Source organism: Microbacterium protaetiae, assembly GCF_004135285.1.
Taxonomy (GTDB): Bacteria; Actinomycetota; Actinomycetes; order Actinomycetales; family Microbacteriaceae; genus Microbacterium; species Microbacterium protaetiae.
The window spans coordinates 3,470,620-3,490,436 of record NZ_CP035494.1 but is presented as its reverse complement, the minus strand read 5'-3'; the positions used below and the strand labels follow the sequence as shown (position 1 = coordinate 3,490,436).

Annotated in this window: 16 protein-coding genes; 11 read left to right on the top strand and 5 right to left on the bottom strand. The window is 69.0% G+C overall.

All coding sequences use genetic code 11. From position 1 onward, the window contains the following. Positions 1-233: 233 nt before the first annotated feature. The gene (locus tag ET475_RS18295) at positions 234-479 is read left to right on the top strand and encodes a PLDc N-terminal domain-containing protein (protein ID WP_129392691.1); all 246 of its coding nucleotides are present in this window, start codon (positions 234-236) and stop codon (positions 477-479) included. A 391-nt stretch (positions 480-870) separates the two neighbouring features. Here ET475_RS18295 and ET475_RS16260 read toward each other — a convergent pair whose 3' ends face one another. Together ET475_RS16260 and ET475_RS16255 are read right to left on the bottom strand one after the other, a co-directional pair. Continuing rightward, the gene (locus ET475_RS16260) at positions 871-1,911 is read right to left on the bottom strand and encodes an App1 family protein (RefSeq protein ID WP_129392688.1); all 1,041 of its coding nucleotides are present in this window, start codon (positions 1,909-1,911) and stop codon (positions 871-873) included. A 5-nt stretch (positions 1,912-1,916) separates the two neighbouring features. Continuing rightward, entirely contained in the window at positions 1,917-2,630 is a 714-nt protein-coding gene (locus tag ET475_RS16255) for a DedA family protein (protein ID WP_129392685.1), read from the bottom strand. A 42-nt stretch (positions 2,631-2,672) separates the two neighbouring features. Between ET475_RS16255 and ET475_RS16250 the strand changes: the two genes are divergently transcribed. The 5 genes from ET475_RS16250 (at position 2,673) to holA (ending at position 11,264) form a co-directional block, all read left to right on the top strand. Continuing rightward, positions 2,673-3,944 (top strand): anthranilate synthase component I family protein, encoded by a 1,272-nt coding sequence (locus ET475_RS16250; protein ID WP_129392682.1) that lies wholly within the window; start codon positions 2,673-2,675, stop codon positions 3,942-3,944. 48 nt (positions 3,945-3,992) lie between these two features. Then, positions 3,993-6,533, top strand: a complete 2,541-nt coding sequence (gene leuS, locus ET475_RS16245; protein WP_129392679.1) for a leucine--tRNA ligase — start codon at positions 3,993-3,995, stop codon at positions 6,531-6,533. A gap of 757 nt (positions 6,534-7,290) precedes the next feature. Continuing rightward, a complete protein-coding gene (locus ET475_RS16240) occupies positions 7,291-7,887 on the top strand; it encodes a ComEA family DNA-binding protein (protein WP_242497674.1) in 597 nt (198 codons plus the stop codon). Positions 7,888-8,534: 647 nt separating this feature from the next. Beyond that, the gene (locus ET475_RS16235; RefSeq protein ID WP_242497673.1) at positions 8,535-10,226 is read left to right on the top strand and encodes a ComEC/Rec2 family competence protein; all 1,692 of its coding nucleotides are present in this window, start codon (positions 8,535-8,537) and stop codon (positions 10,224-10,226) included. A 9-nt stretch (positions 10,227-10,235) separates the two neighbouring features. Beyond that, on the top strand, positions 10,236-11,264 hold the full coding sequence (holA, locus tag ET475_RS16230) for a DNA polymerase III subunit delta (protein WP_129392676.1): 1,029 nt from the start codon (positions 10,236-10,238) through the stop codon (positions 11,262-11,264). 220 nt (positions 11,265-11,484) lie between these two features. On the opposite strand, the gene rpsT is transcribed toward holA, so the two are convergent. Next, positions 11,485-11,745 carry a 30S ribosomal protein S20 gene (gene rpsT / locus ET475_RS16225; protein ID WP_129392673.1) on the bottom strand — a complete coding sequence of 87 codons (261 nt, stop codon included), beginning with the start codon at positions 11,743-11,745 and terminating at the stop codon, positions 11,485-11,487. 205 nt (positions 11,746-11,950) lie between these two features. On the opposite strand from rpsT, the gene ET475_RS16220 reads away from it, so the two are divergent. Beyond that, on the top strand, positions 11,951-13,309 hold the full coding sequence (locus ET475_RS16220) for a GH1 family beta-glucosidase (RefSeq protein ID WP_129392670.1): 1,359 nt from the start codon (positions 11,951-11,953) through the stop codon (positions 13,307-13,309). Beyond that, positions 13,306-14,571 carry an MFS transporter gene (locus tag ET475_RS16215; protein ID WP_129392667.1) on the top strand — a complete coding sequence of 422 codons (1,266 nt, stop codon included), beginning with the start codon at positions 13,306-13,308 and terminating at the stop codon, positions 14,569-14,571. The genes ET475_RS16220 and ET475_RS16215 overlap by 4 nt, the downstream gene beginning before the upstream one ends. Here the strand turns inward: ET475_RS16215 and ET475_RS16210 are convergent. Next, entirely contained in the window at positions 14,504-15,244 is a 741-nt protein-coding gene (locus ET475_RS16210) for an alpha/beta fold hydrolase (RefSeq protein ID WP_129392663.1), read from the bottom strand. The two genes, ET475_RS16215 and ET475_RS16210, sit on opposite strands and share 68 nt — an antisense overlap. A gap of 43 nt (positions 15,245-15,287) precedes the next feature. Between ET475_RS16210 and lepA the strand changes: the two genes are divergently transcribed. Continuing rightward, positions 15,288-17,138 (top strand): translation elongation factor 4, encoded by a 1,851-nt coding sequence (lepA, locus tag ET475_RS16205; RefSeq protein WP_129392660.1) that lies wholly within the window; start codon positions 15,288-15,290, stop codon positions 17,136-17,138. Here the strand turns inward: lepA and ET475_RS16200 are convergent. Next, a complete protein-coding gene (locus ET475_RS16200; protein ID WP_129392657.1) occupies positions 17,081-17,770 on the bottom strand; it encodes a hypothetical protein in 690 nt (229 codons plus the stop codon). The two genes, lepA and ET475_RS16200, sit on opposite strands and share 58 nt — an antisense overlap. 164 nt (positions 17,771-17,934) lie before the next feature. On the opposite strand from ET475_RS16200, the gene ET475_RS16195 reads away from it, so the two are divergent. Then, a complete protein-coding gene (locus tag ET475_RS16195; protein ID WP_129392654.1) occupies positions 17,935-19,104 on the top strand; it encodes a sensor histidine kinase in 1,170 nt (389 codons plus the stop codon). Next, a complete protein-coding gene (locus tag ET475_RS16190) occupies positions 19,101-19,772 on the top strand; it encodes a response regulator (protein ID WP_129392651.1) in 672 nt (223 codons plus the stop codon). The genes ET475_RS16195 and ET475_RS16190 overlap by 4 nt, the downstream gene beginning before the upstream one ends. The last annotated feature ends 45 nt before the right edge of the window (positions 19,773-19,817 follow it).

Sequence of the window (19,817 nt, the reverse complement as noted above, 5' to 3'; positions counted from 1 at the left end):
GGACGGTCGAGCGGCCAGTTCACAGGACCCACCGAAACAGCAATCAAGGTTCAGCCACACCCGACCCTCCCGGGCCACTCAAGAGCTTACGGATCGAGGCTTAGACAGGATCGGAACAACAGTGGTGCCGCGCCACCCGTGACCGGCGACGGGCTCGCCGCAACACGCGAGGAACGAAACCAACGAGTGACCGAGTGGTGGCGGACGACGTACGGTTGACCTAAATTTGTGGAGTGCCCCAAGTCAATCCTCTGGCCCCCGCTGTTCCCGACATCGCCTGGTCCGTGGCCACTGTTCTTGCAGTTGGGCTGGCAGTACTCGCACTCGCATTGCTGGCCAAAGCAGGGAGACGGCTCACCACCATGCAGGCGCTGGGGTGGGTGGTGGTTATCCTCCTCGTTCCTATCGTCGGACCATTGCTTTGGCTGTTGGTGAATCATAAGCCCGTCCGCGAGGGGCGCAGCAGGCAAGAGCAATAGCTCCTGGTGGTACCGAGCCCCGTCCTGAACTACTGCTCGAATATGTGGGCATGCTGGCGGGGTGAATGGTAGTCGGCCTCAATGTGGGAGTCGCGAAGGAAATGTGAGCGCTGCCGTCTACGGCGCAACCACGCCGTTGCTCCTTGCGCCCGATTCCAAACGCAAGGAGCAACGGCCGCGATTGTCAACTCCTAGTCGTCACGAGCTCACTTGAAGCCATTGGCCATCACCCATCCCGTGTTGTCGGCGCGCACACCCTCCAGGTCGACGCGAAGCACGCCGACCAGCTCCGACCCGGCATCGGCAACCACGAACCGTCCGCACATGCGGCCAGCCTACGGGTGGGTACCGACATCGTGCGCTCGAGGCCGTGGCAGCGGCATCCCGCAGCTCATTCGCGTCTGGCGACCCCGGCCTCTTCGAGCCGCTCCAGCAGGGCGGCGCCGTCGTCGCCGCTGACCCACGGCACGCCCGAGGCGGTGTGATCGTTGACCGTGGTGCGCCCGCCGGCCAGCACCGCCTGCGTCGACGACAGGCGCCGGATCGCGACCGCCGTCACGCTGCGCGGGTGCTCGCCGGCGAAGTCGGTGTACACCGCATCGTCGCGCTGCCCGTCGTCGCCGACCAGCAGCCACGACACGTCGGGGAACTCTTCGGCCAGGCGTTCGAGATTCGCGCGCTTGTGCTCGACCCCGCTGCGGAACCATCGATCGTGTGTGGGGCCCCAGTCGGTGAGCAGCAGTGCGCCCGAAGGAAACAGGTGCCTGCTCAGAAACCGCACGAGTGTGGGCCCGACGTTCCAGGCACCGGTGGACAGGTACACCACCGGGGCACCGGGGTGCTCGCGCACAAGGCGTTCGAGCAGCACCGACATGCCCGGAACAGGCTGGCGGGCATGCTCGTCGACGACGAACGAGTTCCACGCCGCCACCAGCGGTCGGGGCAACGCTGTGACCATCACGGTGTCGTCCACATCGCAGACCACGCCGAAGCGCACCTCGGGGCCGACGACGAACACGCGCGTCTCCACCGGGTCGCCGTCTTCGACCGACATCGCTATCGTGTGCCAGCCGGGGGAGAGGTCAGCCGGCAGCACCGTGTCGACGACACCTCCGCGATCGGCGACCACCTCGTGGGCGATGCCGGCGACGTGCACGGTCACCTGGGCGAAGCCGATCGGCACCGACAGAAAGCTGCGCCATCCGCGCACCGAGGCGTATTCGCTCTCGCTGGCCCGGCGTCGGGTCGGAGTGATGAGCACCCGGCCCAGCACCCGCACCCAGCCGGTGCCGCCGTAACCGGGAAAGGCTGCCACGGTAGGCGTGAGTCCGCGCTTGCGCATGCGCCGCTCGCGCCACGCGTGCAGACGGTACTCCAGGCGCGCGAGCCACAGCACATCGGCGCGCCGGGCGGCGGCGGTGTTCTCGGGCATCCGTCTCAGTCTCGCACGTGCGACGGGGCGGTGTCGGTCGACGCGGGCGCCATCGCCTCGGGTGCCGTCGCCGCGGGCGCGTCGGCGACGAGGTGTCGTCGCTCGATACGTTCGATGAGCTTCTTGCTGGCGATGACCACGAGCAGGAAGGCGACGATCACGCCGACGAAGATATAGCCCGCGAAGTGCAGGTTATCGGCGAGGTCGCGATACGTGCCGGCGGCGATGCTGGCGACCGTGACGTAGATGCCCGCCCAGACCACACACGCGGGCACTGTCCATGCCAAGAACCGGCGGTAGCGATACCCGCTCATCCCCACCGTCAGCGGCACGACCGAGTGCAAGACCGGAAGGAACCGCGAGATGAGGATCGCAAGGCCGCCGCGCCGGGCGAGGTAGCGCTCGGCTCGCTGCCAATGCGCCTCGCCGATCCAGCGTCCCAGCCACGAGTGGCGAATGCGGGGCCCGAGTACCCGGCCGAGCCAGAAGCCGATGCTCTCGCCGATCACCGAGCCCACGACGATAGCGGCGACAAGGGCTGCACCCTCCCAGAACGAACCGACCGCCGTGCCGGTCACGATCACTATCGTGTCGCCGGGAACGAACAATCCGACCAGCACGCTCGTCTCCAGCAGCATGGCCAGCCCGGCAAGCAGCACACGCCACACGGGCGCGATACTCTGCACGGCATCGAGCAGCCCGGTGAGCAGGTCGTTCACCTCGCCGAGCATAGAGCCGATTGCTCCCTCTAGCCTGGGAGCATGCCCCAGGTTCTCGAGCCGTCGGCGACGCTGCCGTCGTGCGATCCCGCCGCGGTGTTCGCGGTGCTTGCCGCGCACCATGACGGGGTGTTCTGGCTCGATGCCGGACCCGATGCCGATGCCGGGTTCAGCTGGATCGGCTGGGGTGAGCCCGACGACCCCCAGCACGTGAACGCCGCGCCGGTCACCGGAGCGAGCGCGTTCGAGGGCGGGTGGGTCGGCTGGATCGGGTACGAGCCGGGGGCGGATGCCGCGGGGGCACCGGTCGCGGCACCCGATGCCGATGTGCCCGCCGAACTGTGGCTGGCGGTGCGCGGGTTCGTCGCCTTCGACCATGCCCGACACACCGCTGTCTGCCACGGCGAGATCGATGTGGCCGAGGTGGCGCGACGTCGTGGCGACCTCTCGCCCGGGCCGGGCGGGCGGGACGAGGCATCCATCGCCCGCAGCCGTCACACGCCGATCGAGTACTCCGCGCTCATCGAACGCTGCCGCGAGGCCATTCGGGCCGGCGACGCCTACCAGCTGTGCCTGACGACTCGGTTCGACGTCGATGGCGAGATCGACCCGATCCGGGCGCACCAGGCGCTGCGGTACGCGACGCCCGCCCACCACGGCGGCATCATCCGATCGGGGCCGGTGGCGTTGATAAGCGCAAGCCCCGAGCGATTTCTCGAGGTGCGCGGCCGCACCGTGCGCACGCATCCCATCAAGGGGACCAGGCCCCGCGGAAGGGATGCCGCAGCCGACGCCGCGCTGGCCGCCGAACTCGTGGCAAGCCCCAAGGAGCGCGCCGAGAACGTGATGATCGTCGATCTCATGCGCAACGACCTTTCGCGCGTGTGCATGCCGGGCACCGTGACCGTCGAGCGTCTGCTCGAGGTGGAGAGCTACCCCGCCGTGCATCAGCTTGTCAGCACGGTGTCGGGTCGCCTGCCAGATGCGACCACGGTCGGTGAGCTGCTGGCGGCGGGGTTTCCGGCCGGCAGCATGACCGGCGCGCCCAAGCTGTCTGCGATGACGATCCTGCACGAGCTCGAGCGGGGGCCGCGGGGGGTCTTCTCGGGGTGCTTCGGGTGGATCGGCGCACGCGGCGGACTCGACCTGGCGATGGTGATCCGCTCGATTGTGACGCATCCGGGCGGCGCATACGTGGGCGCCGGCGGCGGCATCACGTGGCTCTCGGATGCCGCGGAGGAGGTCGCCGAGGTCGGGTTGAAGGCCCGCGCGCCGCTGCGCGCTGTGGGCGCGGTGCCGCCCACGGGATGGTGAGATGCCGCTGGTACCCTGAAGGATGCGCGTTTCGCGCGGCATCCCGACATGATCCGATTGGCTCCATCCGTGTCTCAGACCACCGCTACCGACGCCCACACCGAGGGCGGCTACGACCCGCACGCCATTCAGGCGAAGTGGCAGCAGCTCTGGGCCGAGCGCGATCCGTTCCGCGCCGGCGGCGATGACGATGCCCGGCCGCGCAAATACGTGCTGGCGATGTTCCCGTACCCCTCGGGCGATCTGCACATGGGGCACGCCGAGAACTACCTGTACTCCGACATCGTGGCGCGCTATTGGCGGCACCGCGGCCACAACGTGCTCAATCCGATCGGGTGGGACTCGTTCGGGCTGCCGGCCGAGAATGCGGCAATCGTGCGCGGCGCGGACCCGCGAAAGTGGACGTACGCGAATATCGATCAGCAGAAGGCGGGCTTCCGTCAGTACGGCGTCTCGTTCGACTGGAGCCGTGAGCTGCACACCAGCGACCCCGAGTACTACCGGTGGAACCAGTGGCTGTTCCAGCGCCTGTACGAGCGGGGACTGGCTTACCGCAAGTCGAGCCCGGTGAACTGGTGCCCGAACGACCAGACCGTGCTGGCCAACGAGCAGGTGGTCGATGGGCACTGCGAGCGCTGTGGCGCCGAGGTCGTCAAGAAGAAGCTCACGCAGTGGTATTTCCGCATCACCGACTACGCCGATCGGCTGCTCGACGACCTCGACACGCTGGAAGGCCACTGGCCGAGCAAGGTGCTGCAGATGCAGCGCAACTGGATCGGCCGGTCCACGGGAGCCGACATCCACTTCGAGATCGAGGGTCGCGCGGCGAAGGTCTCGGTGTTCTCCACGCGCCCTGACACGCTGTACGGGGCGACGTTCTTCGTCGTGGCGCCCGACTCGGATCTGGCCGCAGAACTCGTCGCCGAGGCATCCGCCGATGTTCGTATGCAGTTTCAGGCATATCTCGAGAAGGTGCAGAAGCAGACCGACATCGAGCGGCAGAGCACCGACCGGCCCAAGACCGGCGTCTTCCTCGGGCGGTACGCCATCAACCCCGTCAACGGTGAGCGGCTGCCGATCTGGGCCGCGGACTACGTGCTCGCCGACTACGGCCACGGCGCCGTCATGGCGGTGCCTGCGCACGACCAGCGCGATCTGGATTTCGCCCGTGCTTTCAACCTGCCGGTGCGGATCGTGGTCGACACGACCGTCGGCGGCGGCCCCACACTCGATGAGCTCGATCCGGTGGCCACCGGCGCTGCCTTGTCCGGCGAAGGGCGCATGATCAACTCCGGTCCGCTCGATGGCCTGGGCAAGAAAGATGCCATCGCCGGCATGATCGCCGAGCTCGAGAAGCGCGAAGCCGGTCACGCCGCCACCACGTTCCGCCTGCGCGACTGGCTCATCTCGCGGCAGCGGTTCTGGGGCACGCCGATTCCGATGATCCACACCGACGCCGGGCAGATCGTGCCCGTGCCCGAGGAGCAGCTGCCCGTGTTGCTGCCGAATGTCGAGGGCCTCGACCTGAAGCCCAAGGGTCAGTCCCCGCTGGGAGCTGCCACCGAGTGGGTCACGACCGCAGATCCGACCACCGGCGCGCCCGCGCGGCGCGACGCCGACACCATGGACACCTTCGTCGACAGTTCGTGGTACTTCCTGCGCTTCCTCTCGCCCAGCTCCGAGGAGCATGCTTTTCCGCCGGAGGCCGCGAAGCAGTGGGCGCCGGTCGACTTCTACATCGGCGGCGTCGAGCACGCGATCCTGCATCTGCTGTACGCGCGCTTCATCACGAAGGTGCTGCACGACATGGGCCTGGTCGACTTCGACGAGCCGTTCTCGAGCCTGATCAACCAGGGCATGGTGATCCTCAACGGCGCGAAGATGTCGAAGTCCAAGGGCAACCTCGTGCTGTTCAACGAAGAGCTCGACGCGCACGGTGCCGACGCGCTGCGCACGGCCCTCGCCTTCGCCGGCCCGGTGGAAGACGACAAGGACTGGGCCGATGTCTCGGCGACGGGTGCGACGAAGTTCTTGGCGCGCGCGCTGCGTGTGGCGCATGACGTGACCAGCGAGCCGGGGACGGATGCCGCAGCCGGCGACGCGGCGCTGCGCCGCGTGACGCACCGCGTGCTGGCGGATGCCCCGGGCCTGGTCGAGCAGACGAAGTTCAACGTGGTCGTCGCTCGGCTCATGGAGCTGGTCAACGCGACCCGCAAGGCGATCGACTCCGGCGCGGGCGCCGGCGACCCCGCCGTGCGCGAAGCGGCCGAGGTCACCGCGCAGGTGCTTGACCTGATCGCCCCGCACACCGCCGAAGAGATGTGGGCGGTCCTCGGGCACGAGCCGTTCGTCGGCCTGGTCGAGTGGCCCGCCGCCGACCCGGCGCTGCTTGTCGATGACACCGTCACTGCCGTCGTGCAGATCGACGGCAAGGTGCGGGCCAAGCTCGAGGTCGCTTCCGACATCACCCCCGATGAGCTCGAGCGCCTGGCGCGTGACGACGACCAGGTCAAGCGCTCGCTCGGCGAGCGCGCCGTCACCCGCGCGATCGTCCGCGCACCGAAGATCGTGAGCTTCTCGACGAAGTGACGATTCGCTCGCGGCAGCGGGGAGCCGGGCGCGGGGACGCATCACGGCGTCGGGGGTAGTGCCGTCCGACTGTGTCGCTTGCGGGTGTGGATGCGGCAGTTTGGGCCGGCGGACGGGTGACGGGGTCGGCGCTGTCGTCGGCTTGGCGTGGTGCCGTCCGGGATGGTCGCTTGCGGGTGCGGATGCGGCGGTTTGGGCCGGCGTACGGCTGAGTGCTCCGGCGTGCCGTCCGAGTGTGTCGCTTGCGGGTGTGGATGCGGCAGTTTGGGCCGGCGGGACGGGTGGCGGGGTCGGCTTCGACCTCGGCTTGGGCGTAGTGCCGTCCGGGATTGTCGCTTGCGCGTGTGGATGCGGCAGTTTGGGCCGGCGGGACGGGTGGCGGGGTCGGCTTCGACCTCGGCTTGGGCGTAGTACCGTCCGGGATTGTCGCTTGCGGGTGCGGATGCGGCAGTTTGGGCCGGCGTACGGGTAACGGGGTCGGCTTCGACCTCGGCTTGGGCGTAGTACCGTCCGAGAGTGTCGCTTGCGGGTGTGGATGCGGCAGTTTGGGCCGGCGGGACGGGTGGCGGGGTCGGCTTCGACCTCGGCTTGGGCGTAGTGCCGTCCGGGAATGTCGCTTGCGCGTGTGGATGCGGCAGTTTGGGACGGCGTGCGCGGCGACACCGCGTCTCCTCCCCAACCGCGGAGGCGCGGTGAGTTGTCCACCGATCGCACGCAACAGCCCCGCGTGGCCCGCCCCCGCGCCTAGCGTGGTGCGGTGTCACCTGCCGCATCCGATCAGCGCGCACCGGCCCGTCACAGGCTTGGGCTGGGCGCGGTGGTCGTGGTCGTGCTGGTGGCGTTGGCGGTCACCGTCGGCATCGGCATCTTCCGTGGCCAGTCGGCACCCACCCAGGCGGTGACCATCGACGAGTCGCCGGCGGCCACACCCGGCACCGGCGACATGTACGTGCACGTGGCCGGGGCGGTACGCCAGCCCGGCCTGTATCTGCTGCCCGACGGATCGAGGCTCGTCGACGCGGTCGCCGCCGCCGGAGGGTTCGCGAAAGACGCCGCGCGTGACGGCGTGAACCTGGCGCGACCGGTCTCCGACGGCGAGCAGGTCGTCGTGCCTCGGGAGGGAGAAGAACCTGAGGATGCGGCATCCGGCACCGCCCCCGATGGAACCGTGAACCTGAACACCGCCGATCAGGCTGCGCTGGAAACGCTGCCGCGCATCGGCCCAGCCCTGGCGCAGCGGATCATCCAATGGCGCGAGCAGAACGGGCGTTTCACAAGCGTCGATGATCTGCTGGCGGTCTCGGGCATCGGCGAGAAGCTGCTGGCGGGCATTCGCGATCAGGTGACGATCTGACATGCGGGTGCGCGATCTGCGGCTCGTGCCGGTCGCCGCTGCCGCCTGGGGCGGGGCAGCCGCCGCGGTGATGCTGCCGGATGCCACGCCGTGGATAGCGCTGGGGCTGTGGGCGGGCGGCCTGGCATTCGTCGCTGTCACCGCGCATCGGCGGCGTACGGCATGGGCGCTGGTGGCCATCAGTCTCGCAGTCGCCGCGGCTGCGGCATCCCACGTCGCGCTGGTCCAGCCTGCTCGCCAGGCGGCAGCCAACCTGGCGATCGGTGGAGGACGCGCCATCGCCGTGCACGCCACCGTCGTCGGCAAAGCAGACCGCACGGCGTCGGGCGATGTCGCCTTCGATGCACGCGCCGACCAGATCGACATCGGTGCGCGCGCCGTGCGCGTCGAGGTGCCGGTGGTCATCCGGGCAGAGGAGGGGGCGGATGTCGGAGCCCGCGTGATCGCGGAAGGAACGGCGTTCGCCGCAGATCCGGGGGAACGCGCGGTTCTGGTCGTGCGCGCCGCACGCGGGCTGGAGATCGTTGCCCAGCCCTCCGGCCCCGAGGCTGTGGCCGCCCGGCTTCGACACGACCTCGCCTCGGCCACCGAGGGGTTGCCGCAGCCGGCCGCGGGACTCATTCCCGGGCTGGCAGTCGGCGACACCGGTGGGGGTGACGAGCGAGTTGGATGCCGCGATGAAGGCGAGTTCGCTGTCGCATCTGACGGCGGTGTCGGGGGCGAACTGCGCGATAGTGGTGGGTCTCGCATTCGGTGCGGCAGCCCTGTGCCGGGCGCGGAGGAGTGTGCGGGTGGCCGCCGGCGTGGGGGCGCTGGCGGGCTTCGTGCTGCTGGTCACTCCCGAGCCGAGTGTCGTTCGGGCGGCGGCGATGGCCGGCATCGCGATGCTCGGCGTGCTGTTGGGCCGGGTCGGGGCCGGCGTGTCGCTGCTGGCGCTGGCGGTGGTGGCGGTGCTGGTGGCCGATCCGTGGCTGGCGGTGTCGATGGGGTTCGCGCTGTCGGCGGCGGCCACCGGGGCGCTGCTCGTGCTGGCTGCCCCGCTGGCGCGCGGCATGGCGCGGATGCTGCCCGAGGCCATCGCCCTGGGGCTGGCCGTGCCGCTGGCTGCGCAGCTGGTGTGCGGGCCGCTGCTCATCCTCATCAACCCCACAGTGCCGTTGTACGGTGTCGCCGCAAACCTGCTTGCGGCACCGGCTGCGCCGATCGCCACGGTGTTGGGCCTCGCCGCGTGCGTGGCCGCGCCGATTCCCGTGCTCGCGTCGGGACTTGTCGCCCTCACCTGGCTGCCCGCCGCGTGGATCAGCGGGACGGCGCTGGTCAGCGTGCAGCTGCCGTCGGCGGCACTGCCCTGGCCCGAAGGCTGGGTGGGTGCGCTGGCCCTGGCGGTCGTGGGCGCGGCGGTGGTCGTGCTGCTGTTGCCACGGATCGAGCATCGATCGTGGCAGGCCGCCCGGGTGTCGGCGGCGGTGCTGCTGGCGGTACTGGTCGGCGTGCAAACGGGCACGGCCGCGTTGCGCACGGCCGTGGGTACGCTCACGATCCCCGGTGATTGGGCGATAGCGCTGTGCGACGTCGGGCAGGGTGATGCGATCCTCATCAAGTCGTCCGCAGCTGTTGCTCTCATCGACACCGGGCCTGACCCGGTACCGCTGCGCGCGTGCCTGGACAGGTTCGGCATCCACCGCCTCGACCTGCTCGTGCTCACCCACTACGACCAGGACCATATCGGCGGGCTGGCCGCGGTCGACGATCGCGCCGACGTGGTGCTGCATGGTCCGCCCGGCAGCGCCGCCGACGAACGCACGCTCGCTCGGCTGAACGCCGCGGGCGCGCGAGTGATAGCCGCGACCGCCGGCATGACCGGGACCCTCGGCGCAGCGACCTGGACGGTGCTCTGGCCTCGCGCCGACGATCGGGCGTTCCCCAGCGGCAATGAGGCGAGCGTCGTGCTCGACGTGCGCGGCGGCGGGGTTCCGGCATCCCTGTTTCTCGGAGACATGGATGCCGCCGCCCAGCGGGCCCTGCGCGCTTCTGGTGTGCTGCGACCGCCGTACGCCGTCGTCAAAGTCGCCCATCACGGCAGCGCCGATCAGGATGCCGAGCTGTACCGCACCCTCGGGGGTGCGGTCGCGCTCATCTCGGTGGGCGCTGGCAACGACTACGGTCATCCGCGCGCCGAGACCCTGGCGCTTCTGCAGGCCGACGGCTACACCATCGCGCGCACCGACCAGTCTGGCGTGGTAGCCGTCACGGGCGATTCCGATCGCCTCGAGGTGTGGCGTGAGAGGTCTCCTCCGGTGGGGTCGGATCGCCCCTCCGCTGTCGGCGGCGCACTCTAGGCTGGAGGCATGCCCGCACGTCGTCCCGCCGCCCGCGCAAAGAGCGCGATCCCGCAGCTCGACTGGCGCAGCCCGCAGCCGGCACCGATGGTGCTGGTGTCGGGGCCCGAAGAGGTGTGCGCCGAGCGCGCCATCGCCGCCGTCCGAGACTACTTGCGCGCTGAAGACGCGAGTCTGGAGGTCTCCGACCTGCGGGCAGACGACTACGAGTCGGGCACGTTGATGGGTCTCACCTCGCCGTCGCTGTTCGGTGAGCCTCGCCTGGTGCGTGTGACCGGGGGCGAGAAGATGTCCGACGCCTTCCTCGCCGAGGCGCTGAGCTACCTCGAGCATCCGCAAGACGGCGCGACCGTCGTGCTGCGGCACACGGGCGCGACGGTGCGGGGCAAGAAGCTGCTCGATGCGATCCGGGCGGCCACCGGCACCGCCGTCGAGGTGCCGTGTGTGGCGGTCAAGCGCGATGGCGATCGGTATGACTTCGCGGCGGGGGAGTTCCAGGCCGCGCGCAAGAAGGTCGCCCCCGCAGCGTTGCGCGCCCTGACGCAGGCGTTCGCCGACGATCTCACCGAACTCGCTGCGGCGTGCCAGCAGCTCATCTCGGACGTTCCCGGGGATGTCACGGCCGAGATCGTGCAGCGCTATTACGGCGGCCGCGTCGAAACGACCGCATTCACCGTCGCCGACACCGCGATCGCCGGTCGCTATGGCGACGCGCTGCTCGCGCTGCGCCACGCGCTCGACTCCGGCGCCGACCCGGTGCCGCTGGTCGCGGCGGTTGCGATGAAGCTGCGCACGATGGCCCGGGTGGCCGGGCGGCGTGGCTCGTCCGCGGCGCTGGCCGCCGAGATCGGAATGAAGGACTGGCAGGTCGATCGGGCCCGCCGTGACCTGTCGGGGTGGAACGAAGAGAGTCTGGGCCGGGCGATCCAGGCGACGGCGCGGGCGGATGCCGAGGTCAAGGGCGGCTCACGCGACGCGGTGTTCGCCTTGGAACGCATGATCACCGTCATCGCCACGCGCGCTCCCTTTGGCGGCTGACCGGGGACGCCGGCGTCGAAACCGGGGATTCCTGCCCAGACCCGGGGCGACGCCCTTGGTCTCGGCGAGAATCCCTTGTTTCGGCGACTTCGCGTTCAGGGCGGCGCGGCGTGGGGGCGGCGCCACAGATGCAACATCGCGACATCCCGGCACAGCGACATCCCGGCACAACGACGAAGCCCGCCCCTTTCGGGACGGGCTTCAGAGCATACGGCGCGGGTCAGAGCGCGGCGACCTGCTTCGCAATGGCCGACTTGCGGTTCGCAGCCTGGTTGCTGTGGATGACACCCTTGCTGACGGCCTTGTCGAGCTTCTTGCTCGCGTGGGCCAGAGCCTTCTCGGCGGCAGCCTTGTCACCGGCGGCGACGGCTTCACGGGTGCGACGCACCGAGGTCTTCAGCTCGCTCTTGACAGCCTTGTTGCGCTCGCGCGCCTTCTCGTTGGTCTTGTTGCGCTTGATCTGCGACTTGATGTTTGCCACGTGTGGACGTTCTTTCGTTCAGGTGATCGGTTGAGTGCCGTTCGGCAGAGAGGGCGCCGTCGGGCGATGTGCGGGAAAAACCCACACGCAAGCCAAGGACCGAGTCTACCAGGAAACACGCCCGGCTCCGATTCGCGCAACCGGCGTGCATGAACGATGATGTCAGCACCCGAATCACTCGCACGACGATGAGCGAGGAGTACCCATGTCCGAGGTGACACTCGATCAGCGCGCCCTGGCGGCGCGTTTTCCCGCGCCCTTCCGGTGGTCAGCCGCGACCTCGTCGTTTCAGATAGAGGGCGCCCGTCGCGGCGACGGGCGCGGCCGCAGCATCTGGGACGCCCAGGTCGAGGTGCCCGACTGGGTCAAAGACGGCGCGACGGCCGAACCCGGCCCCGACAGTTATCACCGGTTCGGTGACGACGTCGCTCTGCTGCGCGGTCTCGGTGTGGATCGTTACCGGTTCTCGCTGTCGTGGGTGCGCATCCAGCCTGAAGGAACCGGCCCGGCCGAGCCGCGGGGGCTCGACTACTACGACCGACTCGTCGATGCACTGCTGGATGCCGGTGTCACGCCGTTTCCCACGCTCTACCACTGGGATCACCCGCAGGCGCTCGAAGAGGCCGGCGGCTGGCTCGCACGGGAGATGGCCGACCGCTTCGCCGACTACACGCAACTGGTCATCGACCGGCTCGGCGATCGTGTGCACCACTGGTACACGCTCAACGAGCCCGTATCGATGACGCTGCAGGGCTACGGGGTGGGCACTCTCGCACCGGCCAGACAGCTGGTGATCGAGGCGCTGCCCACCGTGCACCACCAGCTGCTCGCGCACGGCCGAGCCGTGCAGGTGCTGCGCGCGGGCGGGGCCGCCGAGATCGGCATCCCGAACAATCACACGCTCGTGCGCGCGCTGCGCGACGATGACGGCGCGGCCGTGGCCACTTACGACCTGCTGCACAACCGCATCTTCGCCGATCCGATCCTGACGGGGGCCTACCCCGATCTGGAGATGTACGGTCTGCCGCCGATGCCGGTGCACGACGGCGATCTTGCACTCATTTCGGCGCCGCTCGACTTCTATGGGATCAATTTCTACAACCCGACCACGGTGACGCAGGCGAGCAGCCCCGGCCCACTGCCCTTCGAGATCGTGCCCACGCCGGGGTTGCCGGTGACCGGGTTCGGGCCGGAGTGGCCGATCGACCCGGCAGCTCTGCGGGAGCTGCTGATCGACTTTCGCGACCGCTACGGCGCGGCATTGCCGCCGATCGTGATCGGCGAGAACGGCGCATCGTTCCCCGAACCCGATGAGGCGGTCCGTGTGCAGGACGACGACCGGATCGCGTACCTGGCCGGACACATCGCCGCTGTCGCCGACGCCATCGAGGCCGGCGTCGATGTGCGCGAGTACACCGTCTGGTCGCTGCTGGACAACTTCGAGTGGGCCGAGGGGTTCACCCAGCGCTTCGGGCTCGTGCATGTCGACCAGCGCACGTCGGACCGCACCCCCAAAGCGTCGTACGACTGGTATCGCGCGCTGATCCGAGAGGCACACGCATGACGCTCCTGCGCACCGCCAAGGTCGGACGGCTCTGGTTTCTGCTGTTCACGCTCGCCTGGCTCGCCATCTGGACGGTGCAGCTCACGCCGGTGCAGCTGCTGCTGCCCGACCAGCTCGACACCCCGGGCGCGGCCAACACGTGGGTGTCGGGGGTGGTGTACTCGGGAATCGTGCTCGGCGTCGGAGGACTGGCCGGAATCGTCGCCGGCCCGCTGTCAGGCTCCCTGTCCGACCGCACACGCTCCCGATGGGGGCGCCGTCGTCCCTGGGCGATGGGCGCGAGTTGGCTGACCGCCGTCTGCCTCGTGCTCACCGGGCTCGCACAGGGACCGTGGGTGATCGGGCTGGCGTGGACCGGTGTGTCGATCGGCGTGGCGGTGGCCTCTGCCGCGTTCACCGCCCTGATCGCCGACCAGTTGCCCGAGTCGCAACGCGGGGCCGCGTCGGCGTCGGCGAGCTCGTCTCAGGCCGTCGGCATCGTGGTGGGTGTCGGAGCCGTGGTGCTGCTGGGCCTGAGCGTGGTCGCCGGCTATGTGGCCCTTGCCGGCTTCATCGCGATGATCGGAACGCTCACCGCCGCCCTGCTGCCCGATCCGCGGCCGGATGCCGCGCAGCAGCCGGTGCGCGAGCGTCGCGGGCTGCCCTGGGAGTCGCTGCGCGACCGCGATTTCGCCTGGGTGGTCTGGGGGCGGTTCGTCACCAACGTCGGCAACGCCCTGCCGACCACGCTGTTCCTGTTCTTTCTCATGTACGGCCTCGGGCAGCCCAAGGCGCAGGCCGAAGACAGCCTGCTGCTGATCATCGTCGTGTACACGGTGTTCGTGGTGATCGCCTCGGTGCTGGCCGGCTGGTGGTCCGATCGCACCGGTGCACGGCGCGGGCTCACGGTGATCTCTGCCCTCGTGCAGGCCGCCGCCGCGATCGTCATCATCGTGGCTCCGTCGCAGACCACCACGATGATTGCGGCGGCCGTGCTCGGCGTCGGCTATGGGGCGTTCTCGACCGTCGGCCTCGCCTTCGCCACCGATCTGCTGCCGCATCCCGACGACCACGCCCGTGATCTGGGCTTGGTGAACACCTCGGCCGCCCTCGGCCAGCTGGTCGGCCCACTGATCGGCGCGCTGCTGGTGGCGCTCGTGGGCGGCTTCTGGCTGCTGCTGGTGGCGAGCCTTGTGCTGTCGGCCGTCGGCGGAGTCATGTCGGGGTTCGCGCGGGATCGGCGCTCTGCAGCGTCGCGGCAGCAAGATCCAGCACCGCATTGAACACGCGCGGGCGCATGGCGGTGACAAGATGCGTCGTGCGCGGCACGACGATGAGCTCGGCGTGCGGCACGAGCCGGCAGAAGACCTGCTCGTTCACGCGCAGCTGATCGTATTGGCCGTTGACGAACCACGTCGGCACACTGATGCGCCGAAGCGCTGCGGGCAGGTCGAGGGCGGCAAGGCTCTTTAGCGCCGTGTTCTGTGCGAAGAAGGCGTATCCGCCGGCGCCGAAGTCGGCCCGTGTCTCCAGCGGCAGGGTCGCCTCGAGCACGCGGTCGGCGATCCAGCGGCCCTGATCGGGCAGCGCGGTCAATGCGTGCGTGGCCAGGCGGTACGCGGCAAGGCCGGCGCCGCGCGGAAACGCCGTGCACGAGGCGGCGATGAAGCCGGCGACCGGCGGCGGATCCTCGCGCCCGGCATAGGCGATCGAGAGAAGTCCGCCCATGGAATGCCCCACCAGCAGCACGGGCCCGCGGGTTGCGGCATCCCGCACCGCCGCATCTATCGTGGCGAACGCCTCGTCGAGCACGAAGGCCTCGAGAATGCGGGTGCCGTGCGCCGGAAGATCCACGGCGACCGAGGGGATGCCGCGCTCGGCCAGATGCCCCACCTGTGCACGCCACATCGTCGACGAGGTGCGAATACCGTGTACGAAGACCGCCTGCAGCACCATGAGATCAGGGTAAGACAGCGCACCCCCGTAGAATCGACGGGACATGTCCCCACGCGCCACACAGCCCCTCGAGCCGTCGCAGACGCCCCCGGAGCTCATCCGCAACTTCTGCATCATCGCCCACATCGATCACGGCAAGTCGACTCTTGCCGACCGCATGCTGCAGATCACCGGGGTGGTCTCCGACCGCGACATGCGCGCGCAGTACCTCGACCGCATGGATATCGAACGTGAGCGCGGCATCACGATCAAGAGCCAGGCCGTGCGCATGCCGTGGGCCGGCGCCGGCACGACCTACGCGCTGAACATGATCGACACCCCCGGTCACGTCGACTTCACCTACGAGGTGTCACGGTCGCTGGCCGCGTGCGAAGGCGCCATTCTGCTGGTGGATGCCGCGCAGGGCATCGAAGCGCAGACCCTTGCGAACCTCTACCTGGCACTGGAGAACGATCTGCAGATCATCCCGGTGCTGAACAAGATCGATCTGCCCGCCGCCGACCCCGACAAGTTCGCTGCCGAGCTCGCGAACCTCATCGGGGGCAGCCCTGACGATGTGCTGCGCGTGTCAGGCAAGACCGGCCAGGGCGTCGAAGAGCTGCTCGACCGCATCGTCGAGCGCATTCCCGCGCCCTCCGGTGATGCCGACGCACCGGCCCGTGCCATGATCTTCGACTCTGTGTACGACGCGTATCGCGGTGTGGTCACCTACGTGCGCATGGTCGACGGCACACTGCAACCGCGTCAACGCGTGCAGATGATGTCGACGCGTGCCACCCACGAACTGCTCGAGATCGGCGTGTCCAGCCCCGAACCGGTGCCCTCGAAGGGGCTTGGCGTCGGCGAGGTCGGCTACCTGATCACCGGCGTGAAAGACGTGCGCCAGTCGAAGGTGGGCGATACCGTCACCGACGCGCGCAAGCCGGCGGTGGCCGCTCTGGCCGGCTACACCGACCCCAAACCCATGGTGTTCTCGGGCCTGTACCCGATCGATGCGAGTGACTACTCCGAACTGCGCGAGGCCCTCGACAAGCTGAAGCTCTCGGATGCCGCACTCGTGTACGAGCCCGAGACCTCGGTCGCGCTCGGCTTCGGATTCCGCTGCGGGTTCCTGGGGCTGTTGCACCTGGAGATCGTCACCGAGCGGCTCGCCCGCGAGTTCGACCTCGACCTGATCACCACCGCGCCGAGCGTCATCTACGAGGTGACCACCGACACCGGCGACCAGGTCACGGTGACCAACCCCAGCGAGTACCCCGACGGCCGGGTGGCCACCGTGTCCGAGCCGATGGTGAAGGCCGCGATCCTGCTGCCCAAGGACTACGTGGGCGCGGTCATGGAGCTGTGCCAGAACCGACGGGGGAGCCTGCTGGGCATGGAGTACTTCTCCGAGGAGCGTGTCGAGCTGCGCTACAACATGCCGCTCGGCGAGATCGTGTTCGACTTCTTCGACCAGCTCAAGTCGCGCACGCAGGGATACGCCTCACTCGACTACGAGCCCAACGGCGGGCAAGAGGCCGACCTGGTGAAGGTCGACATTCTGCTGCAGGGCGAGCGGGTGGATGCCTTCAGCTCGATCGTGCATCGCGACAAGGCGTACGCCTACGGAACGATGATGACCGAGCGGCTGCGCAAGCTCATTCCGCGCCAGCAGTTCGAGGTGCCCATCCAGGCCGCCATCGGCGCCCGGATCATCGCCCGTGAGAACATCCGCGCCATCCGCAAAGACGTTCTGGCCAAGTGCTACGGCGGCGACATCACCCGCAAGCGCAAGCTGCTCGAGAAGCAGAAAGAGGGCAAGAAGCGCATGAAGATGGTCGGCCGTGTCGAGGTGCCTCAAGAGGCGTTCATCGCCGCGCTCTCGGGCGACGTCGAAGGCAAAGACAAGAAGTAGGCCCGCGCCTTCGGCAGCCGCACGACGAGCCACACCGCCGCGGCCAGGAGCAGCACGTCGGCGGCCAGGCCCGACCACACGCCGGGCAGCACCATGTCGGCAACGATCCCGGCGACTACGAGCACCAACGGCCAGAATGAGATCAGCCGTGCGCGCAGTAGGCCGATGACGACCAGACAGATACCGGCTTCGGCGACGAACATCAGTGCCATGATCAGTGCGCCGCTGAGCGGATCGGCGTTCATCGCCTGCGCCGCCGCGAATCCCGCATCCTGATCTGGCATACCCGCGAGGACGGACAGGAAGATCCCGCCGCCGGCCGACCAGGCGAACCCGAGCACGCCCAGCAGGCAGAAGATCGCGCCGATGGTCGCGACAGCCCCGCCCCGTGCGCGCACCACCCAGGTCACAGCCGCGAAGGCGGCAAGACTGATGGCGAACCCCAGGCCCTCGACGATCGATTCCAGCAGCAGCATCCACGGCTGCGCAGCCATCGCGTCGAACGCCGCACGCATGCCGCCGGGCGGCTCAGGGATGATGAACGCGTTCGAGGTCACGAGCAGTGCCGGACCGAGAATGAGACCCGTCAGAATGAGCCGCCACCGCGTGGCGAGGGTCGTCGTGGTTGTCATGATGGCCTCCTTGCAGGACCGGATGTCCCGTGTCGCTGTCAGTGTGGTCCCGGCACGCGCGCAGCGCGTCGTCGAAATGTCCACGGTGTCTCTGCCGATCGACGGAGTGGGCATCCCTCGTGAGACAGAGGCGTGACCGGCCGGGAGAGGGCTACCGTGGTGCCATGCACGGTGCGTGGCGTCGAGCGGGATGGCGGGGAACAGTCTTCGATGTGGCGCCGGCGGCCGGACTGTGGGTGGCCGGAGTACTGGACATTGTCTTCGGCCTGAGCGAGAGCGTGGGCGCCGCGCCGGTGGCGTCGTCGTTCGTGCCGATGACGGTCATCTGCGCGCTGCTCGTGCTGCGTCGCCGGTTCGCACTCCTCGTGCAGATCGGCGTGGCCGTGGTGATCGCCGTGCCGGTCTGGGTGGTGCCGCTGGCTCTGGGCTATTGGGGCGAGTTCATCCCATGGCTGGTGGCTCTGTATTCCTGCGCACGGCATGAAGAGCGGATGGTGCGCCAGATCGCCGGCGCAGTCGTCAGCGCCGTGACGTTGACGGTCATCTCGCTGCGGTTTCCCGAGATGGCAGATCCCGGAGACCTGCTCTATGACGGCGTTCTGCTGGCTGCCGCCTTCACGCTCGGATTGTTCGCACGAAGCTGGGCGCGATATCGCGACGGCGCCCTGCGGCAAGAGCTTGAGCGCGCCCAGGCCGACGAACGCGCCGCAACCCAGGAACGCGCGCGCATCGCCCGCGAGCTGCACGATGTCATCTCGCACACCATCACCGTGATCGTGATGCAGGCCGGCGGGGCACGCCTGGCGGCGGCATCCGACCCGTCAGTGGCCGTCGAGGCACTCGCGCGTATCGAAGGGCTCGGCCGCGAGTCGCTGAACGAGCTGCGCACTCTGCTCGAGGTGCTGCGCGAAGACGGCCAGGCGCCAGAGGGCACCGCACCGCAGCCGACGCTGTCGGACGTCGATGCGCTGTGCGCGCAGATGCGCGAGCTCGGACTGCCCGTGCAGCTGCACACCGAAGGCGTCGGCGCGGCGCTCGCGCCCAGCATCCAACTCGCGGGATATCGCATCGTGCAGGAAGGACTGACGAACGTGCTCAAACACGCCGGAAACGTCGACACCGGGGTGCGGCTGGCCTCGTCGGGCGGCGTCATGACCATCGAGGTGTCGTGCGCGCCCGGCGCAGGCGGAAGTTCACTGGGCGGCACGGATCACGGCCTGCTCGGCCTGCGCGAACGTGTGGCTGCCCTCGGCGGCACTCTGATGACCGGGCCGCGCGCCGACGGAGGTTATCTGCTGCGTGCGGAACTGCCGCTGGAACAGCGGGTCTCATGAACGACATCTCCGTCGCCATCGCCGACGATCAGCCGCTCATTCTGGCCGGGCTGCGCATGGTGGTCGAATCGCAGCCCGATATGCGACTCGTGGGCGAGGCCGGCGATGGTGCGCAGGCGGTGGCGCTGGCGCGCGCGACATCGCCCGACGTCATGCTCATGGATGTGCGGATGCCGGGGATGGACGGAATTCAGGCGACCGCGGGCATTCTCGCGGCAGGCGTGACGACCCGAGTGCTCATGCTGACCACGTTCGATGTCGACGGCTACGTGTACGACTCCCTGCGTGCGGGGGCCAGCGGCTTTCTGCTCAAAGACACTGGTCCCGAGCAGTTGATCGCCGGAATCCACACCGTCGCCGCGGGAGACATGCTGCTCGCACCGGTGCTGACACGCCGGCTGATAGAAGGGTACGTGCACCGGCGTCGGGTTGTTGAGGGCCGCCCCGGTCCGCTTGCTCAGCTCACCGACCGGGAACGCGACGTGCTGAGGGCCATCGCCGATGGGCTCAGCAACGTCGAGATCGGTCGAAGGCTGTTCGTCTCCGAGGGAACCGTGAAGACGCATGTGAGCCGCATCCTCGCCAAACTCGGGCTGCGTGATCGGGTGCAGGCGGTGATCGCCGCGTATGAGTACGGACTTGTCGAGCCCGGGCGCCCCGGCGCGTGAGCCACGCGTGCACTCCGCTCACAGCCTGGCCTCGCTAGGCTGAAA